This window comes from Xanthomonas phaseoli pv. dieffenbachiae, from assembly GCF_008639345.1.
Lineage (GTDB): Bacteria > Pseudomonadota > Gammaproteobacteria > Xanthomonadales > Xanthomonadaceae > Xanthomonas > Xanthomonas phaseoli.
On record NZ_CP041380.1, the window covers coordinates 2,323,614 to 2,346,690 of the forward strand.

General features: G+C 63.9%; 26 protein-coding genes and 1 pseudogene. 10 read left to right on the forward strand and 17 right to left on the reverse strand.

The features are described 5' to 3' along the window. Positions 1–457 precede the first annotated feature (457 nt). The 4 genes from FLG15_RS23425 to FLG15_RS10545 all read right to left on the reverse strand — a co-directional run bounded on the left by FLG15_RS23425 (position 458) and on the right by FLG15_RS10545 (position 2,475). On the reverse strand, positions 458–832 hold the full coding sequence (locus FLG15_RS23425) for a hypothetical protein (RefSeq protein WP_209228158.1): 375 nt from the start codon (positions 830–832) through the stop codon (positions 458–460). Then, positions 829–1,182 carry a hypothetical protein gene (locus FLG15_RS10535; RefSeq protein ID WP_139791025.1) on the reverse strand — a complete coding sequence of 118 codons (354 nt, stop codon included), beginning with the start codon at positions 1,180–1,182 and terminating at the stop codon, positions 829–831. Before FLG15_RS10535 ends, FLG15_RS23425 begins: the two co-directional genes overlap by 4 nt. A 250-nt stretch (positions 1,183–1,432) precedes the next feature. After that, entirely contained in the window at positions 1,433–1,900 is a 468-nt protein-coding gene (locus FLG15_RS23430) for a VC1465 family Xer recombination activation factor (protein WP_244665535.1), read from the reverse strand. 266 nt (positions 1,901–2,166) lie between these two features. Next, positions 2,167–2,475 carry an ArsR/SmtB family transcription factor gene (locus tag FLG15_RS10545; protein ID WP_057679727.1) on the reverse strand — a complete coding sequence of 103 codons (309 nt, stop codon included), beginning with the start codon at positions 2,473–2,475 and terminating at the stop codon, positions 2,167–2,169. Positions 2,476–2,735: 260 nt separating this feature from the next. Here FLG15_RS10545 and FLG15_RS10550 point away from each other — a divergent pair. The 5 genes and pseudogenes from FLG15_RS10550 to FLG15_RS10570 all read left to right on the forward strand — a co-directional run bounded on the left by FLG15_RS10550 (position 2,736) and on the right by FLG15_RS10570 (position 5,692). Beyond that, positions 2,736–3,604, forward strand: a pseudogene (locus FLG15_RS10550) (MBL fold metallo-hydrolase). A gap of 44 nt (positions 3,605–3,648) precedes the next feature. After that, positions 3,649–4,041: a YeeE/YedE family protein gene (locus FLG15_RS10555; RefSeq protein WP_150146072.1), complete on the forward strand. Its 393-nt coding sequence runs from the start codon at positions 3,649–3,651 to the stop codon at positions 4,039–4,041. After that, positions 4,038–4,469, forward strand: a complete 432-nt coding sequence (locus FLG15_RS10560; RefSeq protein WP_057679729.1) for a DUF6691 family protein — start codon at positions 4,038–4,040, stop codon at positions 4,467–4,469. The genes FLG15_RS10555 and FLG15_RS10560 overlap by 4 nt, the downstream gene beginning before the upstream one ends. Beyond that, entirely contained in the window at positions 4,466–4,906 is a 441-nt protein-coding gene (locus tag FLG15_RS10565; RefSeq protein ID WP_057679730.1) for a protein tyrosine phosphatase family protein, read from the forward strand. The genes FLG15_RS10560 and FLG15_RS10565 overlap by 4 nt, the downstream gene beginning before the upstream one ends. 24 nt (positions 4,907–4,930) lie before the next feature. Continuing rightward, positions 4,931–5,692, forward strand: a complete 762-nt coding sequence (locus FLG15_RS10570) for a sulfite exporter TauE/SafE family protein (RefSeq protein ID WP_057679731.1) — start codon at positions 4,931–4,933, stop codon at positions 5,690–5,692. 177 nt (positions 5,693–5,869) lie between these two features. On the opposite strand, the gene FLG15_RS10575 is transcribed toward FLG15_RS10570, so the two are convergent. The 9 genes from FLG15_RS10575 to FLG15_RS10615 all read right to left on the reverse strand — a co-directional run bounded on the left by FLG15_RS10575 (position 5,870) and on the right by FLG15_RS10615 (position 14,623). After that, positions 5,870–6,673, reverse strand: a complete 804-nt coding sequence (locus FLG15_RS10575) for an SDR family NAD(P)-dependent oxidoreductase (protein WP_150146075.1) — start codon at positions 6,671–6,673, stop codon at positions 5,870–5,872. A gap of 42 nt (positions 6,674–6,715) precedes the next feature. Next, the gene (locus FLG15_RS10580; protein ID WP_057679733.1) at positions 6,716–8,242 is read right to left on the reverse strand and encodes a GMC family oxidoreductase; all 1,527 of its coding nucleotides are present in this window, start codon (positions 8,240–8,242) and stop codon (positions 6,716–6,718) included. Further along, the gene (locus FLG15_RS10585) at positions 8,239–9,603 is read right to left on the reverse strand and encodes an alpha/beta hydrolase (RefSeq protein WP_057679734.1); all 1,365 of its coding nucleotides are present in this window, start codon (positions 9,601–9,603) and stop codon (positions 8,239–8,241) included. Before FLG15_RS10585 ends, FLG15_RS10580 begins: the two co-directional genes overlap by 4 nt. A gap of 293 nt (positions 9,604–9,896) precedes the next feature. Next, positions 9,897–10,565 (reverse strand): glycosyltransferase family 2 protein, encoded by a 669-nt coding sequence (locus tag FLG15_RS10590; protein WP_057679735.1) that lies wholly within the window; start codon positions 10,563–10,565, stop codon positions 9,897–9,899. After that, positions 10,562–11,164: a class I SAM-dependent DNA methyltransferase gene (locus tag FLG15_RS10595; protein ID WP_057679736.1), complete on the reverse strand. Its 603-nt coding sequence runs from the start codon at positions 11,162–11,164 to the stop codon at positions 10,562–10,564. Before FLG15_RS10595 ends, FLG15_RS10590 begins: the two co-directional genes overlap by 4 nt. Beyond that, the gene (locus FLG15_RS10600; RefSeq protein ID WP_057679737.1) at positions 11,161–11,919 is read right to left on the reverse strand and encodes a PIG-L deacetylase family protein; all 759 of its coding nucleotides are present in this window, start codon (positions 11,917–11,919) and stop codon (positions 11,161–11,163) included. Before FLG15_RS10600 ends, FLG15_RS10595 begins: the two co-directional genes overlap by 4 nt. Next, positions 11,907–12,425, reverse strand: a complete 519-nt coding sequence (locus tag FLG15_RS10605) for an acyl-CoA dehydrogenase family protein (RefSeq protein ID WP_057679738.1) — start codon at positions 12,423–12,425, stop codon at positions 11,907–11,909. The genes FLG15_RS10600 and FLG15_RS10605 overlap by 13 nt, the downstream gene beginning before the upstream one ends. A gap of 855 nt (positions 12,426–13,280) precedes the next feature. Then, positions 13,281–13,871 carry an O-methyltransferase gene (locus FLG15_RS10610; protein WP_057679739.1) on the reverse strand — a complete coding sequence of 197 codons (591 nt, stop codon included), beginning with the start codon at positions 13,869–13,871 and terminating at the stop codon, positions 13,281–13,283. 272 nt (positions 13,872–14,143) lie between these two features. Beyond that, a complete protein-coding gene (locus FLG15_RS10615) occupies positions 14,144–14,623 on the reverse strand; it encodes a BLUF domain-containing protein (RefSeq protein WP_017156640.1) in 480 nt (159 codons plus the stop codon). A 322-nt stretch (positions 14,624–14,945) separates the two neighbouring features. Here FLG15_RS10615 and FLG15_RS10620 point away from each other — a divergent pair, with 322 nt between their 5' ends. Next, positions 14,946–15,362 (forward strand): hypothetical protein, encoded by a 417-nt coding sequence (locus FLG15_RS10620; RefSeq protein WP_150147631.1) that lies wholly within the window; start codon positions 14,946–14,948, stop codon positions 15,360–15,362. Positions 15,363–15,509: 147 nt separating this feature from the next. Here the strand turns inward: FLG15_RS10620 and FLG15_RS10625 are convergent, their stop codons facing one another. Together FLG15_RS10625 and FLG15_RS10630 are read right to left on the reverse strand one after the other, a co-directional pair. Further along, a complete protein-coding gene (locus tag FLG15_RS10625) occupies positions 15,510–16,664 on the reverse strand; it encodes an epoxide hydrolase family protein (protein ID WP_057679741.1) in 1,155 nt (384 codons plus the stop codon). Position 16,665: 1 nt separating this feature from the next. Then, positions 16,666–17,580 (reverse strand): NmrA family NAD(P)-binding protein, encoded by a 915-nt coding sequence (locus FLG15_RS10630; protein WP_057679742.1) that lies wholly within the window; start codon positions 17,578–17,580, stop codon positions 16,666–16,668. Between the two features lie 178 nt (positions 17,581–17,758). Here FLG15_RS10630 and FLG15_RS10635 point away from each other — a divergent pair, with 178 nt between their 5' ends. Further along, entirely contained in the window at positions 17,759–18,400 is a 642-nt protein-coding gene (locus FLG15_RS10635) for a TetR/AcrR family transcriptional regulator (protein ID WP_057679743.1), read from the forward strand. Between the two features lie 215 nt (positions 18,401–18,615). On the opposite strand, the gene FLG15_RS10640 is transcribed toward FLG15_RS10635, so the two are convergent. Together FLG15_RS10640 and FLG15_RS10645 are read right to left on the reverse strand one after the other, a co-directional pair. Beyond that, the gene (locus tag FLG15_RS10640) at positions 18,616–20,436 is read right to left on the reverse strand and encodes a transmembrane repetitive protein (RefSeq protein WP_150146078.1); all 1,821 of its coding nucleotides are present in this window, start codon (positions 20,434–20,436) and stop codon (positions 18,616–18,618) included. A 13-nt stretch (positions 20,437–20,449) separates the two neighbouring features. After that, positions 20,450–21,049: an NfuA family Fe-S biogenesis protein gene (locus FLG15_RS10645; RefSeq protein ID WP_057679745.1), complete on the reverse strand. Its 600-nt coding sequence runs from the start codon at positions 21,047–21,049 to the stop codon at positions 20,450–20,452. A gap of 88 nt (positions 21,050–21,137) precedes the next feature. On the opposite strand from FLG15_RS10645, the gene FLG15_RS10650 reads away from it, so the two are divergent. The 3 genes from FLG15_RS10650 to zupT all read left to right on the forward strand — a co-directional run bounded on the left by FLG15_RS10650 (position 21,138) and on the right by zupT (position 22,996). Next, on the forward strand, positions 21,138–21,494 hold the full coding sequence (locus FLG15_RS10650) for a 4a-hydroxytetrahydrobiopterin dehydratase (RefSeq protein ID WP_017156633.1): 357 nt from the start codon (positions 21,138–21,140) through the stop codon (positions 21,492–21,494). Continuing rightward, the gene (locus tag FLG15_RS10655; protein WP_017156632.1) at positions 21,491–21,913 is read left to right on the forward strand and encodes an energy transducer TonB; all 423 of its coding nucleotides are present in this window, start codon (positions 21,491–21,493) and stop codon (positions 21,911–21,913) included. Before FLG15_RS10650 ends, FLG15_RS10655 begins: the two co-directional genes overlap by 4 nt. Positions 21,914–22,177: 264 nt before the next feature. Next, on the forward strand, positions 22,178–22,996 hold the full coding sequence (gene zupT / locus FLG15_RS10660; RefSeq protein ID WP_039574590.1) for a zinc transporter ZupT: 819 nt from the start codon (positions 22,178–22,180) through the stop codon (positions 22,994–22,996). Positions 22,997–23,077 lie beyond the last annotated feature (81 nt).

Genomic DNA, 23,077 nt, shown 5'->3' on the forward strand with positions numbered 1-23,077 from the left:
CTGGCATTGGCATGCCAAAGCAATCCGCGCAGCCGGCATTCTGGAATGCGTTCCCCAGTCAGTGCGACGAGATCCCGACCTGCCAACCTCCACCCAGCCCATGGGCCTGTGAGTCCCACATGGTTCCTGACGACGCGGCGATGCAGATCCTCTGCGCAGCTGTTTGGGCATTGGGTTCCCACAGGCCAGCACGGTGGGCGGCGGTCTAGGTTGTAGGTGTCAGTCATGCGGCGATTTCCGTTTCGCTAGGGGAACGGTTCGGCAGGCAAGTTTTGATCCAAAGCAACACCCAGCGGAGTCGCGCCCGTACCGCCCTCCATGCAATTTCGCATAATGTATAGCGTGCCGAGTTAATCGACATAGTTAATCACCCCTGTGCAGCGATTATTATCATGGATTATCTCAACCGGCAATTCATTCCATTTTAATTGGCAGGAAAAGCGGTCTGCGTGAGATGTTATGTCCGGACCTGAAAGGCCAAGAGGCCGGGTCCGGACCGGCAAAAGGCGGCGCATCCATGCGCCATAGCCGCAGGGGTTCCACCCCTGCACCCCAGGCACCCGGTGCTCACTGGCAGCGCCTGGGGACGCTGCCAGGGGGCAGGGCGGGCCTGCCTGTTTGTCTGCCGTGAGGCGGTCTGGATGAGCTTCTCGATGCCGTCGATGTTGCTGACGAGGTCGCCACGCATACCGCGCACGGCTATACGCCGCCGCAAGCTGACAGATCCCTGTTGCTGCTCGTGGGTCCACCACTCATCGAGCTGATCGAGCATCTTGTAAAAGGTGGCCAGGGTGCCCTGATAGGCGGAGATGTCGTGCGCCTGGTAGCTCATTTGACACCTCGAAACTGATGGCCATGAACTCGTGCGTGCTCCTGCAGAGCAGCAGCGAACGTATGCATCAAGGTGTCGTAGAAGGCCTCAGCAGTCGCATAAGGAAGCCCGGTCTCGGCATCAGGATCAACGAAGGGTTGACCCTCAGGAGGCGTGACAGCGGCCATTGCTGCGCGGTGTGCACCCTTGACGAAACGTCCGATGGTTTGCTGACCAACGAAGGCGCACTGATCCGGACTCGTATAGCCGGTGGTGTGCCATTGCCAGCCGACAGTACTCTGACGGAGAACCAATTCGCGCTTGTTGCGGGGAACAACACCGCCAGCGGAATAAGGGGGACGATTGGTCATTTGCACACTCCCTTGAGGCGGGGAGCGGCTGATTTCGGGCGGTCTTCGGGGGTCAAGCTAAGGCCCCCCAAACCCCCCAAAGTGCCGAGGTGTTTGACTGCCTTAGTTGGACCCGCGCCGGCGCACGCTTGCGTGCCTTTTTTACTCGTTCCGGTGTCGCCCAGGGGTTCAGCAATGGAGCTTGCTGCCTGCGGAGCCCCGCTGCTGGTCTTGCGACCGGGGAGGCTAGATGGTGCCGATCGTACTTGCTTCAGGAGCGACTTGGCAACGGCCACGAGCTCGCCGGGCTCGGGGCTGGCGCAAGCGCCAGCCCCGAGCCTGCCGTGGCGTGTGCGCGTTCGGCCTGACGCTTCTGGCGCGAGAGCGTGCGGAACGCCTCGGCTTGCCGGAACAACAGTGACCACCAAGCGAGGTCAGCCGCCGGAAAGGTATGGCCCTCGGGGGTGATGAGCGTATCGCCACGGACATGGAAATTCTTCCAGGCCGGGCCATCCAAGTGCTTGCAGCTGGCCAGGAGCCTGACCAATTTGAAGGCCGAATGGGGGATGCGGGTTCGGCCGGACTCCCAGTTCTGGACCGTGCGCACGCTAACGTCCAGCAGCTTGGCAGCGGTGAGGTGGGTCAGCCGGAGCCGATAACGGTCATCCTGGAATCGCTTTGCGCGGTCGAGCCGACGCAATAGCTGCCGGTTGGGGTGCCGCGTGACCCCGTCTGCCATTTCGCATAATGTATATTATGTCAAAACAGTGCTTGCGGTTCCAAAGGTCTTTTCTCTTCCGATCCACACGATCCCGAGAAATCCTCGATGTTCAAGACGCACATCACCAGCACACCTCATCCCGGCCGAGTCGCGTGCCGGACGTCAGATGGCTGCCGTCCTACCGCGACCCTCCTCTTATTCGTTGTGCTTGGGTCCACCGATCCTTGACTGATCTTCGCTAACACCAGAACAAAAACGACGGCCGCCGATTGCATCCATGCGTATTACTCGAGGATGCGATCACCGTGCTCATTCTCTGCACAGAAGATCGCATGCATGGCGCTCAGCAAGGCTGCCACTTTTGGGTCGGCCAGGCGATAAATGATGGATCGTGATTCGCGACGCGTCAGGACCAGCTGCCGCTGCCGCAGGTCGGCCAGTTGCTGCGACAAGGCCGGCTGCCGAATGCCTGTCGTCGCTTCCAGACCGCTGACGGTAGATTCGCCCTGCGACAACTGGCACAGCAACAGCAGGCGCGGCGGTGTGGCGATGAAACGGAGCAGCTCGGCCACGTCTGGGACGCGCTCCTTCATGGCGGCAAGAGCATCGGTGGAGAAAGCAGATTCGGTCACGAGGCGTGGGCATTACGGATCAGGGTTGTAGAGGGTAACGGCTAGGCACGGCTGCGACTGAACGAGAAAGGCCGGTGCTTGCTCAATAGTTGCACTGTAAATGAAACTATGAGATTGTTGCTTTACTCCTTCTCGACGCTGCCATCGTGAGCCATCTGACTGCACCCGATATCTGCTTGGCAGCAGCCTGCGCTGTCGTGGAGGACACCCACTCCGGTCGCATGGACGCACCGCACGTGGCGACGTTCTTCGACCCTGTGACCTTTACCGCCAGCCACGTGGTCCGGGATTCTGGCTCGTTGGCCTGCGCCATCATCGACAGCGTGCTCGACTTCGAGATGGCATCTGGCCGCACCGCGACCGGCTCGGCGCAAGCGCTTGTGCACTACGTGCGCGACCAGGGGTTGCAGGTGCAATGGCACCTCGAAACACATGCCCACGCAGACCACCTGTCGGCGGCGCCGTGGCTGCAGCAGCAGGTGGGCGGACAGCTCGCCATCGGCGAGCGCATTACGTCCGTGCAGCAAACCTTCGGCAGCCTTTTCAACGCCGGTACGGAATTCAGCCGGGACGGCAGCCAGTTCGATCATCTCTTCGCTGACGGCGCAGCATTCACCATCGGACATCTGCACGCGGTGGCGCTGCATGTTCCCGGACATACGCCCGCATGCATGGCGTACCTCATCGGCGACGCGCTGTTTTTTCGGGCGACACGTTGTTCATGCCGGACTACGGTACGGCACGCTGCGATTTTCCGGGCGGCTCTGCACGCCAGCTCTATCGCTCCATCCAGCGGCTGCTGGAACTGCCCGACGCCACGCGTGTCTTCGTCTGCCACGACTACAAGGCCGCAGGCCGGGACCAGTTCGCATGGGAAACCACCATCGGCGCGCAACGCAGCGCGAATGTGCATCTGCATGCGGGCGTTTCCGAGGCGGACTTCGTCCAGATGCGCGAGACACGCGACGCCACGCTTCCCATGCCGCGCCTTCTGCTTCCATCGGTACAAGTCAATATGCGCGCCGGTCATCTGCCCGCGCCGGAGGACAACGGCGTGCGCTATCTGAAGCTGCCGTTGGACGTGCTATGACGCTTCCACACTTGGCGTAGTATTGGCCGCTGATCGGTGGGCTGATGATCGGCACCGCCTCTGGCGCGTATTTGTTGCTCGTCGGCCGCATCGCCGGCATCTCCGGCCTGCTTGCCGATGCGCTTGGTCTGCACGCTGGCGGTGCGCGCTCGCTGTCCATCCTGTTCCTGGCCGGGCTTCTGACAAGCGCAGGCGCGGCACTGGCGCTCAAGCCCATCGCGCTCGCGCCGCTAAGCGGCACCGACCTGCCTTTGCTGATCGTGGCCGGCGTGCTGGTGGGCTATGGAACCCGTCTGGGTGCCGGCTGCACCAGCGGACATGGCGTGAGCGGGTTGGCGAGACTGTCGCCGCGCTCGATCGTCGCCACCACCGTGTTCATGCTGCTGGGCATGGCAACGGTGATGGCCGTGCGGGCCGTCGCTGGAGCCGGCGCATGATCCGCGTGGCTGCTTTTCTCTGCGGGGCGTTGTTCGGGCTGGGCCTGGTGATGTCGGACATGGCCAACCCTGCGCGCGTCCTTGCTTTCCTCGATGTCGCCGGCGCCTGGGATTACTCGCTGGCCTTGGTGATGGCAGGCGCGCTGATCCCTTCGGCCATCGCCTACCGATGGGCGCGCGCACGTCGCACTCCCCTGCTCGCCCCGACACTGCAGCTGCCGCAACAGCGGCGCATCGACCGCAAGCTGGTGATCGGTGCGGCGCTGTTTGGCATTGGCTGGGGGCTGGCCGGGGTCTGCCCTGGCCCGGCGATCGCGCTGCTGGCGACCGGCCAGGCGTTCGCCTTGGTGTTCGCTGCCTCGCTGGTGACCGGAGTTTTCCTCCACCGGTTTCTCCATCGTTCCGTCGCGGGGAAAAACGTTGCATGAAACTGCGATCGCTTTCGCCCACCCTGCTGGTGACCAGCCAGTTGTTACCTGCCGATCTTCCTGCACTGGCCAGCCTGGGTGTGGCCAGCGTTATCTGCAACAGGCCAGACAACGAGCAGCCGGATCAACCCGATCATCTGGCCATGCAATCCGCCTGCACGCGGGCGGGCATGCGTTTCGCTTATCTGCCCGTTGTCGCCGGCGCCCTTTCGCAGGACGACGTGCAGCAATTTTGCGACGTGGTGGAGCAACTTCCCGCGCCCATCGCCGCGTATTGCAGGACGGGAACGCGCTCGACGTCGTTGTGGGCGCTGGCGCAAGTACGCACCAGCAGGCTCACGGCAGACCAGGTTCTCTCGATCGCCGCCGGCGCAGGGTACGACCTTTCCTCGCTCGCTCCGCGTCTCCGTCGCGACGCGCCATCCAGTCACGAGTAAACATCGGTCATGCAAAGCCTTTCATTGCTGCAGCTCGCGCTGGGTGGGCTCTCCGGCGTGCTGGTCGGCTTCGTGCTGGGACTGGTCGGCGGCGGCGGCTCCATTCTCGCTGTCCCGCTGATGCTGTATCTGGTCGGTGTCGATAATCCGCATGTGGCCATCGGAACCAGTGCATTGGCCGTCGCTGCCAACGCGCTGTCCAACCTGTTCGTGCATGCGCGCCGTGGCAATGTCAGGTGGCCGTGCGCCTCGGTCTTCGCCCTGGCCGGCGTCGCCGGCGCCTACCTTGGTTCGAGCCTGGGTAAGGCCGTCGACGGACAACGGTTGCTGGCGCTATTTGCGGTCTTGATGGTGGTGATTGGCCTGCTCATGCTGCGCAAGCGCAACGCGCAAGAGAATGCGGCTGCACGCATCAGCAAGGAAAATGCGCCCGCGTTGGTTGGGCTGGGCACGCTCGCTGGCGGATTTTCGGGTTTCTTCGGCATCGGCGGCGGTTTCCTGATCGTGCCAGGCTTGATGACTGCCACCGGGATGCCGATGTTGGCGGCGGTGGGCAGCTCGCTAGTAGCGGTTTCCGCCTTCGGTCTGACCACCGCGTTGAACTACGCCCACTCCGGATGGGTGAACTGGCCACTGGCCGCCGCGTTCATCGTTGCCGGCAGCGTCGGTGGCATGGCGGGAGCGCGGGCTGCAGGGGCGCTCGCCGGGCATCGGGGATTGCTCAACAGCGCCTTTGCCTGCCTGATCTTCCTCACTGCCGGCTACATGTTGTGGCGGGTGCTCTGACTGCGTTGTTGTCTAATTTGACAGCCCTACGCAGCTTCATCGGGGCGGCACCGTCGGTTCGATCGCGGCGACCGGCGATCTGCCCTGCCCTCGCTTGCGCGAGGGTTTTGCCTGGATCAGGCGTGCAGCGGTACCGTCAGGCGACACCCGCGCGGGCCGCTGCACAGCGCCGTCGCCTCAGCCAGCGATGGTGAAGGCCGAGCCCGAGTCCACGCGCACGCCGGCGCCGTTGATGAAACTGGCCCGCTCCGAGCACAGGAAGGCAACGACGGAGGCCACTTCCTCTGGCCGGCCGCGCCGCTTCAGCGCCATGCCTGGGCGTTCTTCGTCCAGGAACGAGGCGATGGCTTCTTCGACACTGGTTCCGTTTTCTTGTGCGCGCTTTTGCATCATCTTGTCGGTCATCGGCGTTGCGATGAAGGCAGGCGACACCGTGTTGACCAACACATTGTCGGCGCCATAGGCCTTTGACAGCCCCTTGGCCAGGCTCAGGATGCCGGCCTTGGACGCGCAGTAGGCCAACTCATCCACGTACGGCTGCACGGCATCTTCGGACGCGAACAACACAATCCGCCCCCACTGCTTGCGGCGCATGGCAGGAATGGCCTGGCGGCACATGCGCACCGCGCCCATCAGGTTGATGTCCAGCGTCTCGAGCCAGCCGGCATCGCTAACCTCAAGGAAATCGCCGGTGGCGCCAGTCACGCCGGCGGCGTTGACGTAGATATCCGGTTCGCCCAGCTGCGCGCGCACCTGGGTCCAGATGCGGGTAACGTCCTGCTCCTGCGTCACATCGCCTTCGATGGCGATGATCTCTCCCAGTCCGGATAACTCGGCCACCGCCTGGTCGAGCGTGCCGTTGGGAAGATCGGTGATCGCCACGCGCACACCGGCTTCGAGCAGCTGGCGCGCAGTCTCCTTGCCCATGCCGGAGTCGCCGCCGCTGATGAGGGCGATCCGCTGTTTGATTCCGAGATCCATGTTGAGCTCCTGGTCGTTGAATACGTGGTGGCGCAGGTGCCGCTAGCGCGCGAGGAAACGCTCTGCGGTACGCAGCGCGAGTGCCATCTGGGTCAGGGCCGGATTGGCTGCCAGTGCGCTGGGAAACACCGAGTTGTCGCAAATGTAGAGATTCGGTACGTCGAAGCTGCGGCCATCGGGATCGACCACGGCCTGTGCAGGATCGGTCCCCATGCGGCAGGTACCGAGCGTGTGGGCCGAGCGCGCAGCCGCGAAGATATTGCGGGCGCCAGCGGCCTGCCAGATCGATCGAAGCACTGCGCGCGCATGGGTGTCGATGGCCTGCTCGTTGGGGCCATAGCTGAAATCGATGCGCGCCTTGCGCTGGCCGAAGGCGTCCCGCTCGTCGGACAAGGTCAGGCGATTGGCGTCCTGCGGCAGGCATTCGCCATTGATGCCGATACCGGCCAGGCGGTTGTAGCGCAGCAGCGTTGCGACCAGATCCCTGCCCCACATGCTGGCACCGCGTGCCAGCGTGTTGGCGAGCGTGATCGGCTGTACGCCCAGGCTCTGCACCAGATAGCCGCCGATGAAGTTGGCATCGGCCGGGCGCACCATGTCTTCGGTGATGAGCGAAGACGGGTAGCCTCGATTCATGCGCATGTCTGCGTCGAACTGACCCCATACCTGGGTTGCCACGTGCGCCATGAAATTGCGGCCCACCTGCCCGCTGGAGTTGGCCAGCTCCAAGTTAAGCAACAGGCGCGGTGTCTCCACACCACCTGCGCACAGGAAAACGGTGCTGCAGCGCTGGCGATGCTCCCGCCCCTGCTGGCGGTAGATCACCGCGGTCACTACGCCGCGTCCGTCGCGTTCCAGATCGATCACCCGGCTGTCGGTGCGCAATTGCGCGCCATGCGCCCTGGCCAGCGGAAGCCATGTGGTGTCCACGCTCACCTTGGCGGCGTTGCTGCAGCCCTGGTGACAGGCACCACAGTTGTTGCACGCTGCACGTTGGCCCCAATGTGGCTGCTGATGTGGCCGGGTGACCAACGCGGCCGGTGCGTCGGTGGTCAGGATGCCAAGCGCGCTGCAGCCGCGCTCCATGGCGATGGCCGATGCATTGCGTTGCGGTGGCCGATAGGCATAGCTGCGCTCGGGGTCCCATGGGTAATGCACGGGACCGGAGACCCCGATGAAGGTCTCCACGCGACGCACGTAAGAGACCAGCTCATGGTGCGGGATCGGCCAATCGGCGCCCTTCCCCGTTTGGGTGCGAAGGCTGAGATCGCGCTTGTCCGGCCGAGGGCAGAACGCGCCCCAATGCAACGTCGAACCGCCGAGCCCGGAGCCCGAATTATTCGGACCGAACGCAGTAGGCGTTTGCCCGCCGCTCAAGCGCTCGTCCATCCAATAGATGCCGGTGGTCAACTCATCGGGAAGATGCGACTCCGGCGTAAATGCCGCGCCGGCTTCCAGCACGACCACCGAAACCCCCGCTTGTGCAAGCCGCGCTGCAAGCGGGCCGCCCCCCGCTCCGCTGCCGACCACCACCACATCGACGCTGTCCTGGCCACCAGCGTTGCTCATTGGGCAGTCTCGGGCATACGCAGTTGCCAGTGTTCATGCCGGCCTGCTGCGGTTTCCACGTAGCCCACGGGGCCATTGCCGGTGTCGTTGCCGACGGCAAAACCGTCGTAGCCCAGCGCGGCCATGGTGGCGGGAAGGCTGGTCCAGGTGCGCACCACATCCGCACGTACATCCTCGAACCAATGCGCGAATTGCCCGGCATCCAGGCCATGCGCAGAGTTGTTGCCTACCATCGCATGCGCGATCTCCTGCAGCCAACGATCCTGGTCCTGTGCCGACTGTTCGGCAAAGCCGCCTGCCAATGAATCGAGTGCATCCAGGCCGAGCGCAATCGCCAGGCAATCGTCTGGCAAGTCTGCATACCGCCAACCATCTCCCGTGCCTTCTGCAAGCTGCAGATCGATACGCCGCGCAATCTGCGCCGCATCGCCCGCACCATCCAGCACGCGTGCAGCCACGGCCGCGAGCACATTCAACTGCCGCGAGCTCAACACGCCCTTGCCCGAAGCCGGTGGACCAGAGTGCCGGGCGAGCAAGATCTTGCGCATACGCGGCGCCACGCGCTCGGAGTTCAGCAAGGCAATGAAGTCCTCAGGCAGGCAGTTCTCAATGCAGCGCTCTACATGCGCTTCGATCAACTGCGCCAGTTCCTGCGGTTGTTCATAGGGAATCAGATGCGCCGCGTTGGCCGCGGTGGCGAGCTGCGCATGCGCATAGTGCGGAGCGTTCAAGTGCCGCTGCGCAGTCTCGCCAAGATCGCCATCCTGGCCGCCTGCGACAATCACTGCCGGCACGCCGATGCATCCGGCCTGTGCGGTGCAGTCTTCGCGACTGCCGTGTGCGAGCCATGCCATCCATGCACTGGGTGTGGTGCGCAGAACGTCGTTGATCGCGGCGTCCCTGAGTTCATCAGGCAGCGGAGAGGCGCAGTTGGCATCGACGAACTGTGCAGCCTCCATGCGCGTGGGCTGCCCTGCTTCGAACCAGGCAAGCATGGTGCGCCGTCGCGATTCCTGCATGGGTTCGGGTGCTGGCGGCGATGCAGCAACCAGCACTACGCCCGCCAGACCGGCAAGACCCGCCACACCGTCGCGCGCCCGAGCTGCCGTCAACGAGGCAATCTTTCCGCCCATGCTATGCCCCACTACAAACCAGCATGCCGGTTGCCGCTTGATGACTTCAGCGCTGAACCAGTCGACAAGCGCGCTCGTGTCGAAGTGGTCCAGCGCAGGCGCATCGCCGAATCCAGGGATGTCCAGCGCAATACAGTCGAAGCGACTACCAAACCGCGCGATGACACGGCTCCACTCATGCCGGCTGGCGCCAAGCGCATGCAGGAAGAACAACGTTGGCTTGGCCATGTCGCACCTTGTGTGTCGGTTCGGCATGGTGGCGCACGCTTCGTCCACGTCTCGTGCAGATGAGGTCGACAGCCGGTTAGCAGGTGTCAGGCGTTGGGCGGCGACAGGCCGTGGTTCGACTGCGGCGATGGAGAAGGCGCGGATGCACTTCAAATCGCTGGTCTGGCCAGGCCGTCGCACTGCGATGGTTGAAGCGACGAACCCTCTGGCCAGGGGCGCCTGCTGAACGAACCGAATCCATGCGGCAGGACGATGACGTTTCTAAAAGACAGTTCCAAGCATTGCGCCAGCCGCTACGCAGGCACGCAGGTCGCGGCTTCCAATTGTTTCAAAAAATCAGAGAAACCGCCGACTGCCCGTGCCTGCCTGCGGGCACTGGTCCACACCACCGAGCGTGGCGACCAGGCGATCGATGCATCGATCGCCTGCAGCGCGTGGACCAGCGCAACGTCTTCGCTGCAAGTCAACGCAGAGAACCCACCGCATTGTTCATAGAGCGCGGTGCTCACACCGAGGTTGGCGCCATGAATGCGACCATGACCTTGTCCGGTTGCCTGGCTCTGTTCGAACCTGCAGCGCACCTCATCGGAATAGTCCAGCCAATCCTCCACCTGCACGACACCGCAGAACACATCCGCGTCGGCTCTGCGCTGTTCCACCAGCCAATCGGCCGGGACGCGCGAATCGGCGTCGGTCACGGCCAGCCAATCGGCGCCCAGTGCAATGGCCTTGGAGGCTGCGGCCGCCCGCGCACTGCCGACACCGCCGGGTGCGGGTACGTCGATCACGTGCGCGCCCAACGCCAGTGCCAGCTCTGCGGTTGCATCCGTGCAACGGTCCACTGCGACGATCACCTCCACAGGTTCGTGCAATTCGGGATGCGATGCGGCGCGAAACACCGATGCGAGGCAGGCCGCCATGCACTCGGCCTCGTTATGCGCGGGAATGATGACGGCGATCATCGCAAGCCTTCGTGTTGTGCCACCGACAACGGTTGCGCGGTCCACGCTTCCAGCAGGAAATCGCTGTCTTCATAGCGATAATTCAGCGGCAAGGTGAGCCGTCGGGCGATACAGGCATGGACCGCGATGCCATCTTGTTGTGCCTGTTCGAAAGGATGCTTCCAGTGGCAGGCGACCAGCAGTCCCTCCGGCGTCAGCGCCTGTTGCAGGCGCGCGATCAGCTCGTCGAGTTCGGAAGCGGCGAGGTAGTAGCCGATCTCGCTCAGAACGATCAGGTCGAAACTTCCCACCGGCCACTGCTGCGGATGGCAGGCCTGCACGATTTCGACGTTACTTCGCTCCCCTACGCGTTGCTTGGCCTGTTGTACCGCAGCGGCCGAGATGTCGGTTGCCAGCAAGCGCTCGCAGCGTGCAGCGAGCCCACAGGTTGCTTCGCCGTTGGAACACCCCAGTTCCCATCCGCGTGCAAACGCCTGCCTGGGCAAGGTTGCCAGCAGGATGTCGCGTTTGCGTTTTTCGTACCAACGTGTCGCATAGCCGAACGGATCGTGTTGCAGATAGATGCTGTCGAAATAATCGGCATTGGCCTGGGCGTTCATGGGAGATAGACCTCAAAATCGCGCCGAAACCTGGCCAGCGCCCAGTCGGGAAGGATGGGGTTGCGCAGCGCAGGCGTGACGTGACCGGTCTGCGTCTTGAACGCGGACATCGCCTGCATTTTTGCAGCGTGCGCATCGGCAGAAAGCACTAGACGCGTGGCCGATGCCAGCATCTGACTGTGGTCGGGGTCGTCCCAGTGCCATGCCCAGATCGGAAACTGGATCAATCGCGCTCCGCAGCGTGCAACTGCGTTGCTCGCCGCATCTGCACAAGCTTCGTGGTCGGGGTGGCCATCGCGCGCATACGTCACCAGCACCGCATCGCGCGCTTGCAGCAGATCGGCCAGCCGCGCACCGAGGGCATCAACGCCCGCGCGTACCTGGCCATCTCCCGCATCCAGCCTGACGATGCTGCCTGAATCGATGCCCAGGCACGCCAACGCATTACGCAGCTCCTCACGACGCGCAATTGCCAGCCGCGCGGGCGGCCATGCGTCGTCCTGCGGATAGGCCGCTTCGCCATCGGTAACGGAGACGATCAGGACCTGTCTTCCCGCTGCGATCGCCATCGCAAGCAGCCCGCCACATCCCAGCACCTCGTCATCCGGATGCGGAGAAACCACCACGACACGGGTGGTGGTGCCCAGCAGCTGTTCGAGGCTGCTGGTGGGCAGCACATTCAACTGGGGCGATGCGCGCCAGCGCTGTTCGCTGACGCCTTGCCCTGCGATCTGCTCGCCCCTCACAGCAGCCATGGGTTGACCTCGCTTGCGTGCAATTGCTCTCCCAGCCACTGCTCGTCTTTTTGGCCGTGGGACTGGCGAACGAAGGCAGCCAGGTCGGCGCACCGCTGCGCGTGCCCGGCATCGCAGCACAGTGAGGCCGGCCCCAAGGCCAAGGCGGCACGTTCGATCACGTCCCGGCAGATGCGGTCCATCATGCTCCGTAACCGAATGACAGCCAGTTGATGGCTGTGGTTTGGAGCGTCGTCGATCGCCTTCGCCAGGTCTTGCAGCATCAGCCGCGCACCGGTCAGCTGTTCGTCGATGGCGCCCAGGTGTGCTGCCGCAAAAGGGTTGTTCGCCACGCGGGGCGAGCGGCGTACATGCTCGGCAATGGCTGCGGCAGCGCCATACCAGCAGGCCGCGATGCCTGCCCCGCCATGCCAAAAACCCGGCCGCTGCAAATAGAATTCCGGCTCACCGAGCAATCTTGCCGGCGCATTCGCGAAATGGCCGTTGCCAGTCGGAATGCCGAGCATGCCTGGTCCGTGCCACTGACTTGCATCGAGCGCGAAGCATCCCTGCGCTAGCGTCACGGCGGCAAGCGGCTGCCGATCACCGACTCGGACGGTCACCAATGCGTGCGTCACAACGTCCAACTCCGCGCTGCACCACGGTTTGATACCGGATACCGTGCTTGAGTTCGCTTCGTACGTTGCGGTGTCATGCGGCCCGCCCGCTGCCCACACGGCCCACACCGCTCCATTCGAAGGTAATGGCTGGCCGGTCTCGGAAAAAATCGACACAGCGTCGTAATGCGCCTCCAGCACTTTGGCAAGCGGCAAGCTCGCGGCACCCAGCTTGCTCAGCGCCTGCCATCGCGCGTACGTGCGTCCTGCGCCAGGATTGGGAAGTTGCGGCGTCAGTCGTACGTACTCACGCACGCATTGCGCGAGCACTGGATTCGGCGATATCGAAGGTGTGCCCGGCAGATCGTCGCGGGCCAGTGCTGATTGATACATACGCCAACCTAAGCGATGGCTCGTCAATCCCAAGTGAGCCAATGACCAAGTCCATCACCGCAACAGCCGTTGGATAAAGAAGACTGCCTGGCGATGGGCGCACGTTGTCGATGCGAGCGTGGCTTTAAATCATCAGCACCGATCGCAACACCGCGCAAGCAATGTCACGCGGGGTCTATGTTCGTTCAAGAGTGCGAACAGAGGTTTTGCGATACGCTCGAACCGGACTCAGCCGAGAAGAGCAATCGTGCGGCCGGATGTCACATCAAGCCGGAAAGAATCGAGATGAACCGACGACTCAGCAGAACAACGCGCAACAGCGTCAGTTGGAATCGTCGGGCGCTTGGCCGCCGCGCAGACGCCGCGAGCCCTTCAGTCTGCAACCCGCACCGCCATGAACTGTCCGTTGCCGACCGGTACGTCGCTGCATCGGAAGGAGATGTCGGCGCGGACAGCCTGCATGAAATCTGCCATCTCCGTTGCGTGCGAGGTGGCGTTGTCCACCACCATCAGACCGGTGCCGGGCTTGAGCACACGGCGCAGCTGCGGCCACCACCGTGCATAGGCGCTGCGGTCGGAGTCCAAGAACAACAGATCCACGTTGCCATCGTCGGCGGTCTCCAACCACGCACCTGCATCGCCCAGCACCTGCGTGATGTGCGCCTGTAGTCCGGCACGCACGAAGTTCGCAGCCGCCAGGGCGGCCTTGTCTTCGGCATGCTCCAGCGTAGTGACATGTCCACCAATGGCGATGACAGCTTCGGCCAGCCACAGCGTGGAGTAGCCATTCGAAGTGCCCACCTCCAGCACCTGCCGCGCCCGCGTTGCATGTACCAGCAGGGCGAGCAGCTCGCCGGTTTCTGGGGTGATGTTCAACATGCGTTTGCCACGCGCGGGTTCCACCGCGTCGTTGCTGGTTCCAAAACGCGATAGCTCCTCTTTCAGATCCTGCAACGCGCTCATGCCTTGACTGCCTGTTGACTGTTGCAGTGTGGGCGATGACCTAGGCAGCGCCCTTCAATGCCTGGTGCACCGCATCGTGATGCGAGCGAAGCGGATGCTCGACGCGCCTGATACAAGTGCTCGCTATTGGCTATTCTCCGCAAAGAACGCTCTACCTCGCTTTCAACATCGCTTGCAACAAAACAACTGTAGGCATGGCGCACGCAATCAGTCGCAAGAGCTTCCCAGCCTGCGCACTCTCACGATGGGGTACTCCGCCGACGCGCCCTCGGTCATAGATCAGCTGTCGGCGGCATGGCCCCCTCCCAGAATTCCAGCAACCGGGACACAGGCTCCGGCTTTTTTCCCGCAGACCACAGCGCAAGGCGTGTGCGCGACCAGCGTTGTGCGCTGAGCTCGACAATCGACCCGGGAAGCACTTTGCGGCACGCCATCTGCCAGTCGGGAAAGTAACGCTCGACGATGGAGCCGTTGTAGACCTCCGCGATCACGTGATGGCGCGAAGACCGCTTGATGCGATCGTAGGTGTGCTGCACCCCGGCAGGCGGCCCCTCGAAATACTGGAAGAAGCGAGCGCCGTCGTAGAGCAGGACGCCAGTGATGGCGGCCAGCGAGTTGTGTGCACTGGAAGAGACAAGCAGCCGGTCGACCTCCCCCATCGACATGGGGCGACGCACCTCGCTCACGTAAGCGATGGCCTGCAGCGGTGGATTTGCCAAGAACTCGTCTCGATAGGTGATCTGCTCCAACATCCATTTCTGCAGAGTCGTCAGCGCCGGCTCCTCCTGAGGTCGCTGCGAGCGCCAGTATCAGGGCGCGACGCACCGATTGGCAATGCAGGAATTACAATTTACTTATACATAGCGGCGATGTGCGGCCACGGGCCAGCTTGCTCAACCCGTCTCGGCGCGTGCAGTGCCACGCTGGAAGGCCAGTCGATCCGATGAGCGCTGAGCGAAGACGCTGGCGCATTGCAGTGGCTGGCCGAAGACGTGGCCCGCGATATCATCAGAAGAAAGGCGATCAATGCGCGCATCGCTCCAAAGCCACCCGCAACCTCAATCGGGCCAGACGATGATGACCGGCAACGATGAACTTCAGCGCGCCACGTTGCTGCCAGTGGCATTGCTCGCCGTCATGTCGCTTGGCGGATGCGTCACCACGTCCCCGGCAACGGGTCATCTCGTTGAGGGACCTGTGCGCCTGGGGGAGATGGCAGCAGTCGATGGTCCCAGAGTGCGGCCCGACCGAATCGTCGAAGACAGCCGGTGCCCTGCTGATGTTCAGTGCATCGTGGAAGGCCGACTGATCGTGCGTGCGACGGTACTGGGTGGTGGCTGGTCCAAACAGGTTGACCTGACGTTGGGCATCCCGGTCCCGATTGCCGATGGCATGTTGACGCTGGTAGACGCCACGCCCGCGCCCATCGCCCCGGAAACCGCCGCCCGCGCTGCGGTACGCTTCACCTGTAGATTTCAAGGCGGTCGCTAGCCAAGCATGCCCCCAGGCTGACGATCCGCATCTTGCATTAGCGGAACTTCCACAGGTTCGCAGTGGTCCGCCCTGCGTTCGTCAAATTGCTCGACGCAGCCAGGTGCACTGGATTGCCGCTGCGGAGCCCGATCGGCGAGTCGGCCTCTACCGCAGCGATCGAAAGGTTTCCCGGAGGTGGTCGACCAATGCAGGCGGGTTTTCCATCGCAGCAAAATGCCCGCCCCGCTGCGCTTGTGCAAAAAAGCGAAGATCCGCGAAGCGTCGTTCTGCCCAGCGCCGGGAGATGCGCACTTGCTCCCCAGGGAACATGCTGATCCCGGTTGGCGTTGGCATTGGGTGCGTGGGCATCGCAGTCCCGGCTTCATGCGCAGCTTCCCAGTAAAAACGCACCGAGCTGGGCCCGGCATTGGGGAGCCAGTACAGCATGATGTCGTCGATGAGGTGATCTAGCGCGATCACGTTTTCCGGTTCGCCATCGCTTTGGGAAACGTCCTGGAAGAGCGCGTACAGCCACGCAGCGATGCCGGCTGGAGAATCAGCCAAGCTAAACGCCACCGATTGCGGTCGTGTGCTTTGCAGCCGCATGTAGCCTGCAAATTCGTTCTGATAGCGCTTTGCGTCGTCGAGCATCCGCTGCTCTGCTGGCGTGGCGTTGGCAATCTCGTCGGCGCTCGGGTCGAACATCACCATGTTCAGATGGATACCCAGCAAGCCGGGCGGCTGCATGAACCCGAGCGCGGTCGTGATCGCGCTGCCCCAATCGCCGCCCTGGGCAGTCCAGCGTTGGCCATATCCCAGCCGGCGCATCAGTTCGACCCAAGCCGCAGCCGTTCGCCCCACTCCCCAGCCGCGGGCAGTGGGTTTGCCAGAGAAGCCAAAGCCGGGCAACGATGGGATCACCAGATGAAACGCATCCGACGCCTTCCCGCCATGGGCCACCGGGTGACTCAGTGGGCCGATCACGTCGCGAAATTCCAGAATCGATCCCGGCCATCCATGCGTCAACAGCAGCGGCAGCGCGCCCGGCTCCGGCGAACGCACATTCAGGAAATGGATATCCAGCCCATCGATGGCGGTGCGACTGCTATTCCAGCCATTGAGCGACCGCTCTGTGGCGCGCCAGTCGTAGCCCGTCCGCCAACGCTCCACCAGGCGTCGAATGCGCGCCGATTGTGGGCCCTGGCTTTGATCGCTCACCGTTTCCGGACCGGGCCAACGCGTTTGCCCAAGACGTTGGTCGAGATCATCCAGCTCGGCCTGCGCGATGTTGATTTGAAACGGTGCAATGCCGTCAGTCATCTCAAGCCTCCGGTGCGTAGGTGTGCGCCAAGGTCTGGCGGGCCGACTGCCACGCGCGCGCGCCGTAACGATCATTGTCCAGAGGGAACAACTTGCCGCGTCCACTCATCATGTCGCGCAGGTACTGCATGCCCTGCCAGGGTGGGAACGGGTCATCGCTGGTCGGCGTCAGTGCACGCACGACACGGATGATGGCCGACATCGTGCCGAGTCCGCCTGGCCTGAGCATGCGATATCGCTCGCCCGTGAGCTCGTTGAGCAGACGTGCGATGTCGTATGGCGAAATGCTGTTGCCGGCAATGCGCAGATCGCGTGGAGACTGCGGATCCAGCGCTGCCGCGGCGGTGTAGCTGGCGACATCGTCTTTGGCAGTGAAATCGAGTTTCTGGTTTGCGTCGCCAAAATGCAGGACGCGGCGGCCCGGTACGACCAGGCGCGCACTGCCCTCGAGCAATTCCAGAAAGCCGCCACACAGCACAGATGTGGCCGAAATGGGGGTGGCATCCAGCTGGTCCCTGAAACGGCGCCGCAGGTCCAGATTGCGATTGTCGCCTGGCCGCGTCTTCGTGTAATCCAGCGAGAAATCGGATGGGATGAAGCGAGGAACGCCCGCAGAAACCGCTGCACGCAACAGCTTTCCCTGTTGACCCAACATCACCTCTTCCAAGCCGTTGAGTGCGCAAACAACGCAGTCCGCACCCATGATCGCGTCGCGTAGCCGCTCGGCGTCGTCGAACTCAACACGTCGAACCTGGACACCCCGCCCTTCCAACGCCGTAACGCGGCTCTGTCCTGCACCGTGCCGCACCAGTGCAACCACTGCCGCGCCCTGATCCTTGAGTGCAGCCGCGATCCGGTAACCCAGATTGCCGGTGGCACCTGCGACAACAATCTGCGAACTGGTCTGTGTATTCACGTGCTTCTCGCTTGATGGTTGGTGTGCCCAAGGGGCGGGCAGCCGATGCAACAGGGAGGCACTGGCGCCCTATTACCTCGGCTGTCATGCGTTGCGCTGGCGGAAGCGATCGTGCAGCGAACAACTGAACGGTATCGTTCAGTTGTTGAAAACACAAGCGGCGTGTAGCTTTTCGCCGATGAAGGCAGTCAAGCAAAAATCCAAAGGCGGCAGGCCGCCACCCGATAAAGCCGGCGATGTCGATCGGCGCCTCCTCGATGCGGCTTTACAGCTCTTCCTGGAGCGTGGCTTCGAGCACACCTCGTGCGAGGACATCGCGCGACTGGCAGGTGCGGGCAAGGCCAGCCTTTACGCCCGCTATGCCAACAAAGACGCCATTTTCGAGGCAGTGATTCGCCGTGATGTGCAGACCCAGCCCCTGCCAGCCGCCAGCAGCGCCCCGCTGGATCTTGAGGCTCGGCTAAGGCTCGCAGGTCGAGCAATACTTGCGCATGCGTTGCAGCCGCAAACCGTGGCGATGATGCGCTTGGTCGTCGGCACTTCCATCCGGGCGCCGGAGCTTGCTGCGGAAGTCAACCGCATCGGCTGGGAAGGCGGGCTGCAACGCGTGCGCAAGGCGATCCTCGATGGCCCGGATCAACCCGCCGATCCCTCTGCGTTGGCAAGCCAATTCGTCGATCTGGTGTTTGCGCCGCATCAACTCCGTGCGCTGCTGGGAGAACACCCGGCACGCCTGGTCGACTCCGCGGCAGACCGCGTGGAGTGGGCACTGGGGCTGCTCAGCGCTGCAGGCCAGCTGAAGACGAAACGTCCTCGCTGACACGCGCTCGACGCCCGAAAACTGCATCGCGCCTTCGAGGCGCCTGCCGACCGGTTGCAGGCGCCATCACGTCGGCACAAACGCCATCGCGATGACTGCCGCCCTCTTCTCACGATCGATCGATGCCGCATGCAGTTGCCCGGCATGCTCATGTGGGGCGCAGGGCCGATCTCTGCACTCAGGCAGACATCGCCACACGTCAGCGCGCGTCTCACTTACCCGCCGTTGCGGGGCAGCGCACCCTTGTCTTCCTGCAACTCACGCTTGAACGGCACGTCCGGCGGCGGGCGTGCGGTTGCCGGTTGATCGTTGAGATTGGGATCGCTCAGGCCGCAACCGCCGCCCAGTTGCAGGAGGGACACCACGCAGCTGATCTTGGTGGTCGTGCCAGGAATCGGAATCTCGATCTTCTTCAGGCCGCGCCGCACCCACTCCTGCAGCAGCGTCTGGTTCGGCATCCAGTATTTGTCCAGCGATGTCGGCGTATAGCCGTACGGCGGATGTTTAAGCCAGGTACCGCCCTGCGTAATCTGGTCGCGGGTCCAGGTATCGGTCTCGCTGCCCGGTGGCCCGCGGTCACCGGCACCCTTGCCGGCATCGCCCGCCCCGCTGGCCACCTTGACGCTGCCATCTGCATTGAACATGCCGTTGCGCTGGGCGTTGCCACCTGTCGTGTCGCCTTGCCGATTGCGGTCGGATTTGCTCCAGTCGTCGGCGTTGGCGGCCACATCCCACCCGCCGCTGCGATCGGCAGGCGCCGGGCCGGCATGACTGCTGGCGGCTGGCTTGGCAGGCATCGATGCAGCGGCGGCCGCGCTGCTGGAACGCTCGGACTGGGCAGGACTGGCCTGCGACGGTGCAGGTTGTGCGGCTGCCTGCGCAGATGGTGCCGCCACGGGTGCCGGCCGCGGGTCGGGAGTCGCAGGCGTCGCTGGCACGACAGGTGCCGCCGCCACTGGCGCAGGCGCCGGATCCGGTACGTTCGGCAGCTCTGCCGGACGCACCGCGACCTCAGGCATGCGCACCGTCGGCGAGATCTCACGCAGGCGTGCAGCCGGCGCGGCGATTTGCGGGCGCTCGGGGATGACGATGTCGCGCTCGCGCACCGCTGGGGCCGTGGCAGAGCGCACCGCCACATCAGTGGCCGGACGTTGCAGTTCGCGCACCTGCGGGCGCTCGGTCACCGTCTGGATGTCGCGTTGACGCACCTGGACCTGCGGTGCCGCCCGCTCGATTGCACGCGGCGTCAGCGTGATGGTTGGCGGCGGTGGGACGACAAAGTCGTTGGTGGCGACCGGGGTTTCGGTGACCTGCAGCGGCGATTCGATCGTCACCGGCGGCACCTGCACCGTCACCTGCGGAATCTCCGCGGTGATGGGTTCGCTGGCAGCTTGCACCGGTTCCGGCGCATTTTCCGGTGCTTGGGCCATGTCGGGGCGTTCCACAGGGTCGGTCGCTGGCTGCGCTGGCATCGGTGTTGGCGATGCAGCCGGTTCGCTTTCCGCCGCCGATACACCTGCGTGCGCCGGCGAAGACGCCGCAGTTGCCGCCGCCTGCGTCGATGCCTCGGACGTAGGTTGACCTTCCCCGCCGCCCTGCACTTCAGCCCCATCGCCAATCAAGGTCATGCGCACCCGCGACTCCTCGCCGGGTTTGGTTTCGTCAGGCGCCCAGCGCACGGTGACCACCCAGATGAGCAGCGCAATAAAACCGAGGTGGATGAGAAAACTGCCAAGCACCGCCAGCCAGTGCTGCCGGCGCTGATCCTTCGGCCGCGGGTCCCAGTGCTGCCACCACAGGCTGCGGAATGCCTGGAAGGGCGACAGCAGGGAAACGCCGGCCACATCGCGCCGAGCCGGTTGCCCACGCGCCAACAGCACATCCATGACATGGTCATCGTTGAATGGCGCAGCCGCGTGCTTGCGGTTGCCCATCCAGATACCCCAGCCATACGGAAGGCCGGTGCGCCGATCCAGAATCAGCTTGCCGGGCATGCGCGCGCGCAGTGCCTGCAGCAGATCGGCAGCCGTTGTCACCGGTGGTGCGGAATCAGGCCGCGCTGTCGCGCGGAATGTAGGGGGCGTCGCCGGTGGCGTGGTCGGTCGCGTCGCGCACCGCAATCACGCCGGGCACGCGCCCCATCAAGGTCTTTTCGATGCCCTGCTTCAAGGTCACGTCGGCCATGCCGCAGCCGTGGCAACCGCCGCCGAAGCGCAGCAACACCACGCCGTCGGCGGAGACTTCCTGCACGGCCACGCGCCCGCCATGCGATGCCAGCTGCTGGTTGATCTCGTTTTCCACCACCCAGCGCACCCGCTCGACCATCGAAGCCGACTCTGCAGGCGCTTCGCCCTTGATCTTGGGCGCCTTGATGGTGAGTTGCTGGTTGCCGGTGGACTGGGTGACGTAGTCGATCTCGGCCCCATCCATCCACGGCACACTGGCAGCGACCACATACAAGGTGAAACCGTCGCAGTCGATTGCCCATTCGTCACCGCTCAGGTCCGCCGGTTCGGCAAACTCAAGCCGGGCATCGGCGCGTGGGGTGCCCGCGTCCACCGCGCTCAGGCGCACACCCATGCCGGGCACGCCCTCGCGTTCGATGAGCTTGCGGAAATAGGTCTGGGCTTTGTCGGATATCTGGATCATGCGGGTTATTCTACCGCTCAAAGCGCCCTCGCTCATGGAACACCGTGATCCTGGCGGGCGCGCCGTCCGCCACCCCTGCGAGACCGTCATGACCGATCTGATTCCCCTGGAGCAGGCCCATTGCCTCCCCCGCAAGGGCAGCGACCACAAGCTGGGCGAAGCGCGCCTGGCCGAGCTGCTGCCGCAGGTGCCTGGCTGGGAGCTGGCCGAGGCCGGCATGGCGCTTACGCGCACGTTCCGCTTCACCGACTATTACCGCACCCTGGCCTTCGTGAATGCGCTGGCCTGGATCGCCCACCGCGAAGACCACCACCCCGACCTGGGCGTGCATTACGACCGCGTGGTGGTGCGCTATTCCACCCATGACGTGGGCGGGCTGAGCGAAAACGACTTCATCTGCGCGGCCAAGACCGCGCAGCTCTACGACCAGGGAATCACTGCATGAACATGTATCGCGCTGCGCTCGCCGGCCTCATCGTCGCCACCGGCCTTGGCGGTTGCGGCAAGTCGCCCCAGCAGGCTGCCGCGCCCACCGTCGCGCCCACCGAGCTGGCTGCCGTGAAGACGCCTCCGCCGGAATATTCGCCGCAGCTGGCTTGCGCCGGCGTCGGCGGTACCACCGTGCTGCGGGTCGTGGTCGGCCCCCAAGGCTCGCCGACCGACGTCTCGGTGGCCCAGAGCAGTGGCCAGCCCGTACTCGACGAAGCGGCCCAGACGCGCGTGCGCGAGTGGCAATTCAAGGCCGCCACCCGCAATGGCCAGGCCGTGGCGCAGACCATCCAGGTGCCGGTCTCGTTCAAGCCGCCGGTGCCGCGTCCGAACGAATGTTTCGCCATCGAGGAGCGCGCACGCCGCGGCGGCTGAGGACCGCGCAGGTCGGTGGCGCCTTGTTTCTGCACGACACAAGCGCACCGACACCCATGCATGGGCAACAGCGCCCTGTTCGCGCGCGCGTGTTTTGCCTGCGTCTGACGCTGGCGCGGATGCGTTACTTTTCGTCTTCAACACGACGTCTTCGTCATCGCGGCATGGCCATCCTGCTTCCGCGGAGGGGCATGGGTATCTGGCGAGCTACGGTTGCCACGCTCTCTCCAGGAAGTTCTTCATTCCCCCAGGACGTCGCGCCACATGCTTGCAGTGTCATCGCACAATCTCTGGATCGCGCTTGCGGTCACGCTGGCGGCCGGGCTGGCAACCGGGCTCGGCAGCCTCATGGTGGTGTTTGCCAAAAAGCCCAACCCGCGGCTGTTGGCATTCGGCCTGGCCTTCGCCGGCGGCGCCATGGTGTACGTATCGCTCACCGAGATCCTCAACAAGTCGATCGCCGCGTTTTCCCAGGCCTACAACGACAAGCTCGGCTTTACCTTCGGCACACTGACCTTTCTTGGCGGCGTGCTGCTGATCATGGTGATCGACCGCCTGGTGCCGAATCCGCACCAGAGTTTGTCCAGCGACGATCCGCACTTTCGCGAAGACAACCGCGCCTATATCCGCCGGGTCGGCCTGATGACCGCCGTCGCGATCACCGCGCACAATTTCCCGGAAGGATTGGCGACTTTCTTCGCTACGCTTGAAAGCCCGGCGGTCGGCATGCCGCTGGCGTTCGCGATCGCCATCCACAATATTCCCGAAGGCATCGCGATCGCGGTGCCGGTGTATTTCGCCACGCGCAACAAGTTCTATGCGGTGGGCGCCAGCCTGCTCAGCGGGTTGGCCGAACCGATCGGTGCGGGCATCGGATATCTGGCCTTGGCCAGCGTGCTCTCGGATGCGGTCTTCGGCACCGTGTTCGGGCTGATCTCCGGGGTCATGGTGTTTCTGGCACTGGACGAGTTACTGCCGGCTGCCAAGCGCTACGCCCAGGGTCACGAGACTGTGTATGGCCTAGTTTCGGGCATGGGTACGCTGGCGATCAGCCTGGTGTTGTTCCGTTTCGCAACGCCGTGAAGCGCGTCGTGCGCTGGCAGCTCGTGATGACCTGACCGCAAGCTCTGCCGCGTGCGCGGCTGCAAGCCTTCTTCAGCAATG

Bases quoted from the DNA above. Each gene is read 5' to 3' on its own strand.
- FLG15_RS23425 (WP_209228158.1), bottom strand. From the start codon at position 832: ATGAGCTACCAGGCGCACGACATCTCCGCCTATCAGGGCACCCTGGCC.
- FLG15_RS10535 (WP_139791025.1), bottom strand. From the start codon at position 1,182: ATGACCAATCGTCCCCCTTATTCCGCTGGCGGTGTTGTTCCCCGCAAC.
- FLG15_RS23430 (WP_244665535.1), bottom strand. From the start codon at position 1,900: ATGGCAGACGGGGTCACGCGGCACCCCAACCGGCAGCTATTGCGTCGG.
- FLG15_RS10545 (WP_057679727.1), bottom strand. From the start codon at position 2,475: ATGAAGGAGCGCGTCCCAGACGTGGCCGAGCTGCTCCGTTTCATCGCC.
- FLG15_RS10555 (WP_150146072.1), top strand. From the start codon at position 3,649: ATGATCGGCACCGCCTCTGGCGCGTATTTGTTGCTCGTCGGCCGCATC.
- FLG15_RS10560 (WP_057679729.1), top strand. From the start codon at position 4,038: ATGATCCGCGTGGCTGCTTTTCTCTGCGGGGCGTTGTTCGGGCTGGGC.
- FLG15_RS10565 (WP_057679730.1), top strand. From the start codon at position 4,466: ATGAAACTGCGATCGCTTTCGCCCACCCTGCTGGTGACCAGCCAGTTG.
- FLG15_RS10575 (WP_150146075.1), bottom strand. From the start codon at position 6,673: ATGGATCTCGGAATCAAACAGCGGATCGCCCTCATCAGCGGCGGCGAC.
- FLG15_RS10580 (WP_057679733.1), bottom strand. From the start codon at position 8,242: ATGAGCAACGCTGGTGGCCAGGACAGCGTCGATGTGGTGGTGGTCGGC.
- FLG15_RS10585 (WP_057679734.1), bottom strand. From the start codon at position 9,603: ATGGCCAAGCCAACGTTGTTCTTCCTGCATGCGCTTGGCGCCAGCCGG.
- FLG15_RS10590 (WP_057679735.1), bottom strand. From the start codon at position 10,565: ATGATCGCCGTCATCATTCCCGCGCATAACGAGGCCGAGTGCATGGCG.
- FLG15_RS10595 (WP_057679736.1), bottom strand. From the start codon at position 11,164: ATGAACGCCCAGGCCAATGCCGATTATTTCGACAGCATCTATCTGCAA.
- FLG15_RS10600 (WP_057679737.1), bottom strand. From the start codon at position 11,919: ATGGCTGCTGTGAGGGGCGAGCAGATCGCAGGGCAAGGCGTCAGCGAA.
- FLG15_RS10605 (WP_057679738.1), bottom strand. From the start codon at position 12,425: ATGCTCGGCATTCCGACTGGCAACGGCCATTTCGCGAATGCGCCGGCA.
- FLG15_RS10610 (WP_057679739.1), bottom strand. From the start codon at position 13,871: ATGAGCGCGTTGCAGGATCTGAAAGAGGAGCTATCGCGTTTTGGAACC.
- FLG15_RS10615 (WP_017156640.1), bottom strand. From the start codon at position 14,623: ATGTTGGAGCAGATCACCTATCGAGACGAGTTCTTGGCAAATCCACCG.
- FLG15_RS10620 (WP_150147631.1), top strand. From the start codon at position 14,946: ATGATGACCGGCAACGATGAACTTCAGCGCGCCACGTTGCTGCCAGTG.
- FLG15_RS10625 (WP_057679741.1), bottom strand. From the start codon at position 16,664: ATGACTGACGGCATTGCACCGTTTCAAATCAACATCGCGCAGGCCGAG.
- FLG15_RS10635 (WP_057679743.1), top strand. From the start codon at position 17,759: ATGAAGGCAGTCAAGCAAAAATCCAAAGGCGGCAGGCCGCCACCCGAT.
- FLG15_RS10645 (WP_057679745.1), bottom strand. From the start codon at position 21,049: ATGATCCAGATATCCGACAAAGCCCAGACCTATTTCCGCAAGCTCATC.
- FLG15_RS10650 (WP_017156633.1), top strand. From the start codon at position 21,138: ATGACCGATCTGATTCCCCTGGAGCAGGCCCATTGCCTCCCCCGCAAG.
- FLG15_RS10655 (WP_017156632.1), top strand. From the start codon at position 21,491: ATGAACATGTATCGCGCTGCGCTCGCCGGCCTCATCGTCGCCACCGGC.
- zupT (WP_039574590.1), top strand. From the start codon at position 22,178: ATGCTTGCAGTGTCATCGCACAATCTCTGGATCGCGCTTGCGGTCACG.